Annotated in this window: 8 protein-coding genes; 3 read left to right on the top strand and 5 right to left on the bottom strand. The window is 45.9% G+C overall.

Annotated features, from left to right (window positions below; all coding sequences use genetic code 11):
- Window positions 1-187: 187 nt before the first annotated feature.
- Window positions 188-2,353 (bottom strand): YhgE/Pip domain-containing protein, encoded by a 2,166-nt coding sequence (locus CES81_RS09650; protein WP_089121585.1) that lies wholly within the window; start codon window positions 2,351-2,353, stop codon window positions 188-190.
- A 369-nt stretch (window positions 2,354-2,722) separates the two neighbouring features.
- Here CES81_RS09650 and CES81_RS09645 point away from each other — a divergent pair, with 369 nt between their 5' ends.
- Window positions 2,723-3,400 (top strand): D-alanyl-D-alanine carboxypeptidase, encoded by a 678-nt coding sequence (locus tag CES81_RS09645; RefSeq protein WP_089121584.1) that lies wholly within the window; start codon window positions 2,723-2,725, stop codon window positions 3,398-3,400.
- Between the two features lie 141 nt (window positions 3,401-3,541).
- On the top strand, window positions 3,542-5,677 hold the full coding sequence (locus tag CES81_RS09640) for a YhgE/Pip domain-containing protein (protein ID WP_089121583.1): 2,136 nt from the start codon (window positions 3,542-3,544) through the stop codon (window positions 5,675-5,677).
- A gap of 211 nt (window positions 5,678-5,888) precedes the next feature.
- Here the strand turns inward: CES81_RS09640 and CES81_RS09635 are convergent, their stop codons facing one another.
- The 4 genes from CES81_RS09635 to CES81_RS09620 form a co-directional block, all read right to left on the bottom strand.
- The gene (locus CES81_RS09635) at window positions 5,889-6,293 is read right to left on the bottom strand and encodes a type II toxin-antitoxin system death-on-curing family toxin (protein ID WP_089121582.1); all 405 of its coding nucleotides are present in this window, start codon (window positions 6,291-6,293) and stop codon (window positions 5,889-5,891) included.
- A gap of 2 nt (window positions 6,294-6,295) precedes the next feature.
- Window positions 6,296-6,514: a hypothetical protein gene (locus CES81_RS09630; protein ID WP_089089215.1), complete on the bottom strand. Its 219-nt coding sequence runs from the start codon at window positions 6,512-6,514 to the stop codon at window positions 6,296-6,298.
- Between the two features lie 74 nt (window positions 6,515-6,588).
- Window positions 6,589-7,365, bottom strand: coding sequence for a DUF2705 family protein (locus CES81_RS09625; RefSeq protein WP_180949778.1), 777 nt, complete (start codon window positions 7,363-7,365; stop codon window positions 6,589-6,591).
- Window positions 7,366-7,379: 14 nt separating this feature from the next.
- Window positions 7,380-8,312, bottom strand: a complete 933-nt coding sequence (locus tag CES81_RS09620; protein ID WP_089121580.1) for an ABC transporter ATP-binding protein — start codon at window positions 8,310-8,312, stop codon at window positions 7,380-7,382.
- Between the two features lie 827 nt (window positions 8,313-9,139).
- Here CES81_RS09620 and CES81_RS09615 point away from each other — a divergent pair.
- Window positions 9,140-9,574, top strand: coding sequence for a GNAT family N-acetyltransferase (locus tag CES81_RS09615; RefSeq protein WP_089121579.1), 435 nt, complete (start codon window positions 9,140-9,142; stop codon window positions 9,572-9,574).
- The last annotated feature ends 86 nt before the right edge of the window (window positions 9,575-9,660 follow it).

The following is a 9,660-nucleotide window of genomic DNA, read 5'->3' as shown; positions in this document are numbered from 1 at the left end:
CCCTGTTAAATATGCTTTAATAGCTATAATTTTAGTATCCCAGGAAATTTTAGTCATAGAAATACCCCCAAAGTTGTTTCCAACTTTGGGGGTACACGTCAGGGAACAACGCTCTTTTTATGCATACCTCTGTGATCTAACCCACTTAGATCACACTTTTTCATTTTAAAACACTATTTCAACCAATTTACTGCCCGATTCCCGTCCGGCTGAAGTCTGATAAGATCCGTCGGGTAAAGTTCTGTGCCTTGATTTTCAGGAAGAAACCCAGCAAGAACGTGACTACAAACATCAATATCAAAACGATCGCATCGATAAAGACGGACTGCATATTCGGCCCGCCGACAGCTTCGCGGAACCCGCCGACACTATACGCAAACGGTGCGAAACGGTAGGCGAAACGGTAAAACGCCGGATCAAGCTGTACGGGATACAGTGCACCAGAGCCCGCCAGTTGCAAGGCCACCAGGAAGATGACTCCCGCCTTCCCAAGGTTGCCGAAGCACGCGGCCAATCCGTAGACAATGGCCGTGAAGAGCAGTGAGGAAAGCACCCCGAAAAGCAGCATGATAAAGACGCTTTCCACCTGTACTCGCAGGAAAATAATCGAGCTGAAGATGATGATCATCGTTTGAATTAACGACAGTGTCCCGTACGTCAGCATTTTGCCGCAGAATTCCTCGTGAACGGACATGTTGTGGAACCGCCGTTGTTCCCGGGGAATCGTCGTGTGCAGGATCATGACCAGCATGGTACAGCCGATCCAGATCGATAGCGTGATGTAAGTCGGCAGGAAGGCTGATCCAAAACTGCCAACTCGATAGATGCTTTCGTTCTTAACGTTGAACAGCGAAACCAGCGTGTTACCCATGGTTTTCGGATTATTCTGCAACACCGTGATCACGCTGACGATATCATTATCACTGGTCAGTTTCAGCTGATTGGCAATGTTTTGAATATCGCCTTGATACGTGGTCAACTTGTTTTCCAGGTTCGAACTGCTCCGCGAAATCAGCTGGTTCCCCTGGATCGCGTTATCCAAATAATCCTCATTGATCCCCTTGGCCTGTTTCAACTCGCCTAAGATCGACTGTGATTTAGACACTGCCGAAATCAGACTGCCGCTAATGGCGTCCAAGTGGGTCTTAACGGAGCGGTTATACTGACCTAAAGCGGCGTTCATGCCCGCCGTAATGCGGTTAGCGTTATTAGCGGCGCTATTCAGGTCCCCCGTGGTCAAACGGCCTTGGCTGGCCAACGTTGACTTCAGTGAACGTAACTGCGACTTTTCGGCGTTTAGCAATGACACCACGTTGCCTAAAGAATCATTTAAACCGCTAATGGCTGATAAATGCGACTGGCCATTCACACTCTTCAGGAAGGACTGTAACGGCGTAACTTGCCCCTTCAGCAGATTGACCGATGAAATGGCGCGGTTCAGCATATCATTGACGGCGCGCTTATTAGTCGAATTAGCAGAGCGATTTAACTGCTTGATGTTGCTATTCAAACGGTTAGCGCTGGCCGTTGCACTATTCAGATTGGTTCCCAGACTATTAAAAGCCTTATTCACCGATCCTTGAACGCTATGCAGCGACGACATAGTGGCCGAATTGCTTTGCTGAAGCACGTCCACGTTCTGCGAGGCCGACATCACGGGCTTCAATCCCGTTAAAATTGCCTGCATGTTAGTCGATGTGTGGTTGATTTCGCCCAGTGCCCCCGTGGCGAGGTCCATGGAATCGCTTAGGGCAATAATCCAGTCCTTGAGTTCCAATATCTGCCCCTGCTGACTCTTAGCTTTGTCTCCCAGGACGTTAAGCTTCGAGAACAGGGTGATGTTAACGGTCTGCAAAAATTGGGTTTGAACTTTATTGACCAGGGTTTTAGCGGCTGTTTCGGTGATTTTACCGCCCATTGGGGCATCCCGGCTATTCGCTTTGTACACTAGCTTAGCCCGGTGCGGATCATCACCAGCGATACTCGTAAGTGAGGCGGAAAAGTTTTTGGGGATAATAATTTCCGCATAGTAACTGCCCTCTTTAAGCCGAGAATCCGCCTGTTTGGCCGAGGTAAACTGCCAGTCCAGCTGCCGATTCTTCTTCAGGGTCTGCACCACGGTGTCACCAACGTTGAGCTTTTGCCCCGCCATATTAGCGCCAGTATCGTTATTAACTACTGCTACGGGAATATTTTTTATTTCAGAAATATCGTAAGGGTTCCAAACCGCCCGAACGTTGATCAACGTGTAAAGGCTGGGCATAAAACACAGTGCTAGAATCGTCACCATCACTAGCGGTGACGAGATCATGGCCTTTAAATCACGTTGGTAAATTGCTTTAATGTTTTCCATTTAAACCATCCTTCTGTTGACTACGCTTTGGCCAAATGGTTAACTTGGCATACTGTTACACATTTTAGGGGACAAACTACCTGATTTCAAGCACTGGCAGAACTATACTGAACATCACTACAGTTTTGAGAAACAATACATTTTACACTAAATTGTACTAAAATATAACGGAATAAGCGATAAGCAAACGAATTAAATTTCGCTTTTACGCGGCTTTTACGCGCTGATTCCTCGCAAAATACAGGAAATTCACTCATTTGATGTTATACTAACTTCAAATTAAACGTTTGCGAGCATCCGTCAAACCATCATTTGTAACGGACGCTACTCGCTGATAACGTCATTAAATCAATAAGGAGTCTCCCTATAATGAAGAAAAGATTTTTAATCATCGCATTATTCGCAGGCCTGTTCACAGCTTTTGGTGTCAGCACGCCCGCTGCCGCTAAAAGTAAGAGTGCTAAGGTCCTCTCATCACGAACGCTGTCCAAGAAGCCCTATCACGCAGTCAGCGGCTACCTTTACACCAGCGCGCATTTAACGAAGAAGGCACATAACGCTGATAACTATCCGTTTACGGTATTCTATACTTACAAATCGGATACCGTACGCAAGGCTAACGGTAACAAAGCCGTTTACTACTATGTTCGTAACAGCAACGGCAAGGTAAAGGGCTGGATCTGGCGTGGTCATCTGGTCCGCGTTGTGGATACTCAAAAACAGCTAAGCCAAATCAACCAGCTGGTTGACTTGATCGATTCAACCTCCACGAAGACGCAAGGCCAAATTGAATCACTCCTCAAGTCAGTTAACAATGACACGACGCTACCAACACTGATCAATAATTTGACTGAACTGCAAAACCATTTAACCAACAATTCCGATATCGCTAAACTTGGTCAAATCATTTCACTGATTCAAAGCGACGTTTCTAACGGCATTAACTTTTTGTACAGCACCACGCAAACGTTACACAGTGCAAACTCAAATTTAATGACGCTCATCAGCAGCGTGCTAAAGTTGAGTCAAATAACTAATATCCATTAAAAGAGACTCTGATGTGCCCGAATTCAAAGGGTTTTCATCAGAGTCTCCTTATGTGCCTTGTAGGATTTAAACTTAGGCATATAATATAGGAACAATCTATCGTTTCAGTATGACGATCAAATCTATCTACCGGAGGACACTATGCGCAACGTTTTCAACCTGATAAAAAAAGACTTCTATAACATCTTTCATACCCGGTCGATTTGGGTGACCCTACTGGCGTTTGCCCTCATTCCAATGCTCTACGCGGTTCTAAACATTCAAGTTTCTTGGAACCCATACTCACCGAAAAACACCAGTCGGCTGCAGATTGCCGTAGTCAATAACGATGAAGGTGCCTCCTTGAAGAGCCGGCCATTTAACGTCGGTAACCAAGTCGTCAAGCAGCTGCACAAGAACCATCAGATTCACTGGATCTTCACCAACGATTGGTCGGCAAACAACGGTTTGGAAAATGGTAAATACTACGCCATTATCGAGATCCCTGATGATTTCTCATCGAAATTAACCACTTTTGCGACTTCAGATCCGCAAAAACCAACCATTGTCTATAAACAAAACGAAAAACTGAACCCCGCTGCCACCAAGATTATTGGTCAAGCACAGAACAGCCTCACGGATAACATCCGTCAAAACTTTATCAAAACCGCCAGTAAAACCGCGCTGCAAACGGCCAATAAAGCGGGGGCAACCATTGCCACAAAAAAGCCCGAGATCCTGCAGGTCCGCTCGTCTTTGACCGATGCCATCAGCACCATTAACAAGACCGAAAAGACCCTGAACGGTGTCAATCAAACGAACCGGAAGACCCAAGCCGCACTGCAAACGATGAAATCTGACTTACCAAAGATTTCGTCACAAATTGATGATTTGCAGTCTGTGGTCAATAATACTAAGGCGCTAAATAACGCAACCCAACAGCTTAATCACTCCTTGCAGTCCAACTTAGGCAGCGGTATCAACAGCCTGCAAACCCAAGGCACACGCCTGCAAAACCGTTTCAACGGTCTGCCATCCGGCCACGTTTCGTCAACCACGCTGCGCAGTACCAGCAGTTCGGCCACGTCACTGTTAAACGGGATTAATGATACGTTAAGCGATACCCTGCGCATGCTGGATATCATCAACAACTTTGTCCCGAATAACCGGACCAGCGCACTGATCAGTTCCGTTTCAAAGGCTAAACGAAGCGTTGACCGCCAGAAGTCATTGGTCAGTCAGCTTCGTGGCGCCCATTCCACTTCAAAGCAGCAGTCTCTGATCAGATCTCTGCAAGGTGCTTCTAATACGTTGAATACCGCGTTGGATACGGCCTACACCAACTTCAACTCAACCACCAGTCCCGCTCTAAACGGACTGAATAATTCGCTGAACGCTAATTTAAACGGCAACAGTCAGGTTGTGCAGTCCATGCGGTCGGTGATTCCCGAACTCCGGGCAATGGCTAATGCCGGATCGATCACGGCCTCGCAAACCAGTGACATCAATTCCCGCTTGGACAAGGTCAAGGGAACGCTGCAATCCTTAGATAAGCAGATGAGCTTCTTGAGCAGCCGAAACTTGGATAAATTGATCAAGCTGTTAGGTACTGATCCTAGTCTCTCATCGATCCTCTCATCGCCAATCAAACTGCAAACCAAAAAAATTTATCCAATGAAGAACTTCGGTTGGCAAGTGACGCCGTTTTACACCGTGCTGGCGCTGTGGGTCGGTATGCTGCTGATGTCAACAATTCTGGCCTGGGAATACATTTTACCAGACAACAAAAACGGTCTAGAACGGCCGAATGAATTGCAATCTTACCTTGGCAAACTGCCGCTCTACTTGGGCATGGGCTTCGCGCAAGCCAGTTTTGCCTGGCTGGGTGAAATCGTTCTGGGCGTTAGGCCGGTGCACTGGTTCTTGTTCCTGCTGGCGTTCTACGCGGCCAGCTTCACCTTTGCCGTCATTATGTTCAACCTCGTCTTTATGCTGGGAAACGCCGGAAAGGTGATCATCGTCTTAATGATGCTGATTCAGCTGTTCGGTACCGGTGGGATGTATCCTCTGGAAGTCGTGCCAAAGGACTTAGCGGCGTTGGCGCCGTTCATGCCGTTTACGTATGCGATGCAGCTCTTCAGGGAAGTGATGACGATACCGAACTGGTCGGTAATTGGCCACGATCTGCTGTGCTTGTTCCTGTTCGTCGTGTTCTTCACGCTGATTATGCCGCTGCGGCGCGTGTTCGAGAAGCTGGTCTTTCAAATGGAAAGTGATATGGCGAAGAGTAAGTTATAGAGTGCGGAAGCAGGCGGTTAGGGACTGGAGTCTAAGCCGCGGGCAACGAAAATCCCGGTTTTGGATTTTGGTTGCCCGCGGCTTAGATGCAAGTCCCTGCCTGCTGGAGCACGTTTCAGCAATGTAAAATTAAACTAGCAAAAAAGATCCCGCAATCTTCAGAGAAACTATCTGAAGATTGCGGGATCTTTTAATCACGTGAAACTAACGACTACCTCGCCCGATGATGATTTGCTTCCAGCCACTTAGCAATCTCCACCATAGTATCCTCATTATCCGGAGAATTGGTAATGGCTAAAACAAAATCATCCGCCTGATTAACCAGTGACAGCTCTTTAACTTGATACCCGTTCAAATGCAGAAAGTATAGAGCTGCCATAATCGCTGTTCGCTTATTACCATCAACAAAAACGTGCTTTTTGGTAATTTTTTGCAAGATAAAGGCCGCTTTAAGCCAAATAGTACGATACAGCTCATGGCCAAAAACAACTTGATCAGGCTGATTAATAATCACTTCTAACGCAGCTTCTGATTGGACGCCATAGTTAACACCGCCAACGGAAGTAACCGCATATTTGTTAATCTCTAAAAACTGATTTCGCGTCAAATACTTCATTGTTAACGATCCTTGAGTTTCTGTAATAGCGGCTGAAATTGATCCATAAACATGTGAATATCTTCAGTTTCCTCTTCCGTTAACTGCGACTTTACTCTTTTAAAAATGACGTTTCCGGCTTCATCAACGTACGGCTCGAATTCTGTATTTTGTGGCACTTTTAATTCAGCAGGGATCGTCAAAACCATCGCATTTCCCACTTTTCGACTTTTAACTGTCATCGTAAAAAACCTCCGCATATCATGTATACACACATTATATACGGAGGCTGCTGCTCAATCAATAAGATCGATTTTTAAACGTTTCGTTTATTAAAGACGTAATACCCAATCCCTAAAAAGATGGCGATATAAATGAAGTTGCCAAGCAGCATCTGCCATCCCTGCATATTCAGCAACGACTGATAATAACCAGGTCGCGCCATCATGCTTGGGTACAAGGTCATCGTAACCGGGTTCCACTTTGCCCAATCCCATTTTTGAATCAGGATCGTTAACAGCTGGGTCACGATATAAGCGGCAAAGTAGCCAATGATCCCGACTGAAACCGCTGCAGCGGAATTCCGAAATAAGTTTGCTAACAGAAATACCACACTCAGTAATAGCCAGAGGCTCACCAGGCTGGCCGCCGATATCGCTAGTCCCCTAGTAAAAATCGACATCCCATCGCCAGCACCCTGATGAATACTTAGCGTATGGTGAAACAGCATTGCCTTCAGCAGTAAGGCGATTCCAGTACTCATAACGTACCAATACAGGGTGTAAAAGAAAACTGCCAGCCACTTGCTGACTAAAATCTGCCCACGCGAATAACGCCGGTACAGTACTTGTTTCATCGTGCCGTACTGAAATTCCATGGTGATGATGGTCGCCGTCGCCGCAATCATATAGAAAATAATAATGGGTCGTGAAAAATACAGTGACTCAAACATGTTAGCCGGAACGAAGGTTTGCGGGTAAATGCGTGATAAAAAGGCGAATAAGATCTCAACGCCAACCAAAAATCCCGTACTGATCCAAGTACTGACTTTTCTTGTTAATTTAAAACTTTCTTGTCTCACTAAAGTCCACACTTTAAGCGCCCCTCCTATTCTGCCTCTTCTTCGGCTAATCTTTTCTTGATCCGGCTTTGTTTCAGAACTTCCAGCAATGAACTCTCTAAGTTACCTTCAAGTCGCTGAACGTCCAAGATATCAACGCCGCCCTCAACCAGCAGCCGTAAAATTTCCGGCATGGTGTTATCATCCTTGGCGATCACTTCCACCCGTGGATCGGGCGTCATCTCAAACTTGGCCTTTTTCAGCAGCTGACGGGCCTTATGATCATTGCTGGTCATTAACATGATGGTCTGTTTACCTTGTGAAGCTAGTAGCTCGTGCATCGTCGTCTGCTGAACGATACTGCCCTCATCAATAATCAGCAGATCCTGTGCCAGCCGTTGCAGTTCACTTAAAATATGCGAGGAAATGAGGAAAGTTGTCCCGCGCTGAGATTCGGTAATGATTAGATCCCGTAAGTCTTTGGTGGCCTGCGGATCTAAACCGTTCATCGGTTCATCGAGAATAACTAATTCTGGGAAGTTAACTAACGCTAAAGCGATGCCCAACTTCTGCTTCATCCCTAGCGAATAACCCCTGGCCTTGCGCTTAATATAGCTATCCATGTTTAGCTGTGAAATAATTTTTTGAATGTGAATCAATTGGTGGTCGCCATCCGCAAACAGTTGCAGATGATCCCAGCCGGTTAAGAACGGGTAAATACCGGGATATTCAATCAGTGCACCAACCTTCGACAGCGATTCGTGTTTCTGGGGCGTCACCGTTTCTCCCGCAATCTTGATACTGCCTGAGTCGTAATTAAACAGGCCCAGCATGGTTTTCATCAAGGTTGATTTTCCCGCACCGTTAGGGCCAACAAGTCCCACGATATGTCCCTTTTTCAAATCAAACGACACATCGTGCAGTACGTGCTTGTTGCCAAAACTTTTATTTAAATTTTGCACGGATAAAATACTGCTCATTTTTGCCTCCATACTCATGAATAGTGGTTTACTGGTATTTAATCATAATTTAAGGGGTCGGGGCAAGTCGCTCACTCACTTTGACCGTTAAAAGACACTACGTAAATTTTACTGAATCATAGGCAGTAATAGTGTGAATAACGCGAATCGTAAGGAATTTCTAACTCTAAAAGAAAATTTGAAATGATTGTTATTTTTAAGTTCAGTTTAAGTGGTGACTGGTCCCCTCTGTTTCAGAAAACATCTCCTACAACCTATAGACTGACAAATTTCTTGTTTGGTTTAAATATAGCATTCCGCTACGCCGGGCGGGCAGCTCATAGTGGGTCGTGGTGAAGCTAGCACTTGCGCTGCGCTTAGGGCGGATCTCCACCATCTCCCATGTCACTAAACTACCAAAGAACGGTAGTCAAGTGACATCGACACCATAATCTACCCGCCCGGCTCCGCTTCATTTTACATCCCTGATGTATCAACTGAACCAGGCGATTGCTGTCGCAAATACGACTACATTCTGGTTCAAGCACTTCAGTTAAGTTGGCGAATTTGCGTCAGCAACATAACTAACTGCTGCCTAAAAAGCAGCAATTCAAATGCAGTGGAGTGAAACAGGCAAATCGTGGTGCGAGTAGTAGTTAGTGAGTATACTTGGCTCACTTACTACTACGGGAGACGGAGGAAATCCTTTTTTCGGTGGGGTACCCGAAAAAATAGTTCCGGAGCGCCCCCACTACGAGTTGCCTGTTTCACGTAACGGAATGATACTTAATTCAACCTCACGTTAGGGTTATAATAGAGCCATTATACATTTCGTAAGGAGTCTTACCATGAACATCCATACCGGATCAGAACCCTGGAATCATGCTGCTGCACTCTACATCAGAATGACCGTTTTTGTCCTGGAACGCACCATTAAAATGCAAGATGAATTTGATGACAACGACGAAACTGATCGTGTTTACACCGTCATTTATACCGATGATGGCCAACCAGTCGCTACCGGGCGTTTTCAAACAATCGACAAAACAACCATGCGTCCAGGAAGAATTGCCACCATTAAAGACTACCGCGGTCAACACCTCGGTGCTAAGGTCATTTCAACACTGGAAGAGTACGGTCGCACCCACGGTTACGTTAAATCTGTCATCCACAGTGAAATGACGGCTAAGGGGTTTTATGAACGTCAAGGTTACCAAGTTTCTTCAGAACCCTACGAAGAAGACGGCGTTCCGGCCATCACGTTAACGAAGCAGTTATTATAACTGCTCTCGCATCAAACAGGCAATCACTGTTAAAGTCAAATGACTACTGGTTAAAGGCGGCTTTACAAATTAGAAACACGCTCAAG

It is taken from the genome of Secundilactobacillus pentosiphilus, from assembly GCF_002217985.1.
In the GTDB taxonomy this organism is placed as follows: Bacteria; Bacillota; Bacilli; order Lactobacillales; family Lactobacillaceae; genus Secundilactobacillus; species Secundilactobacillus pentosiphilus.
Note: the sequence above shows the minus strand (reverse complement) of the source record. Positions and strands in the feature narration are given on the sequence as shown.

What these genes read in the sequence shown, in the direction of transcription:
- CES81_RS09645 (WP_089121584.1), top strand. Translation starts at nt 2,723, where the DNA reads ATGAAGAAAAGATTTTTAATCATCGCATTATTCGCAGGCCTGTTCACA.
- CES81_RS09640 (WP_089121583.1), top strand. Translation starts at nt 3,542, where the DNA reads ATGCGCAACGTTTTCAACCTGATAAAAAAAGACTTCTATAACATCTTT.
- CES81_RS09635 (WP_089121582.1), bottom strand. Translation starts at nt 6,293, where the DNA reads ATGAAGTATTTGACGCGAAATCAGTTTTTAGAGATTAACAAATATGCG.
- CES81_RS09650 (WP_089121585.1), bottom strand. Translation starts at nt 2,353, where the DNA reads ATGGAAAACATTAAAGCAATTTACCAACGTGATTTAAAGGCCATGATC.
- CES81_RS09620 (WP_089121580.1), bottom strand. Translation starts at nt 8,312, where the DNA reads ATGAGCAGTATTTTATCCGTGCAAAATTTAAATAAAAGTTTTGGCAAC.
- CES81_RS09615 (WP_089121579.1), top strand. Translation starts at nt 9,140, where the DNA reads ATGAACATCCATACCGGATCAGAACCCTGGAATCATGCTGCTGCACTC.
- CES81_RS09630 (WP_089089215.1), bottom strand. Translation starts at nt 6,514, where the DNA reads ATGACAGTTAAAAGTCGAAAAGTGGGAAATGCGATGGTTTTGACGATC.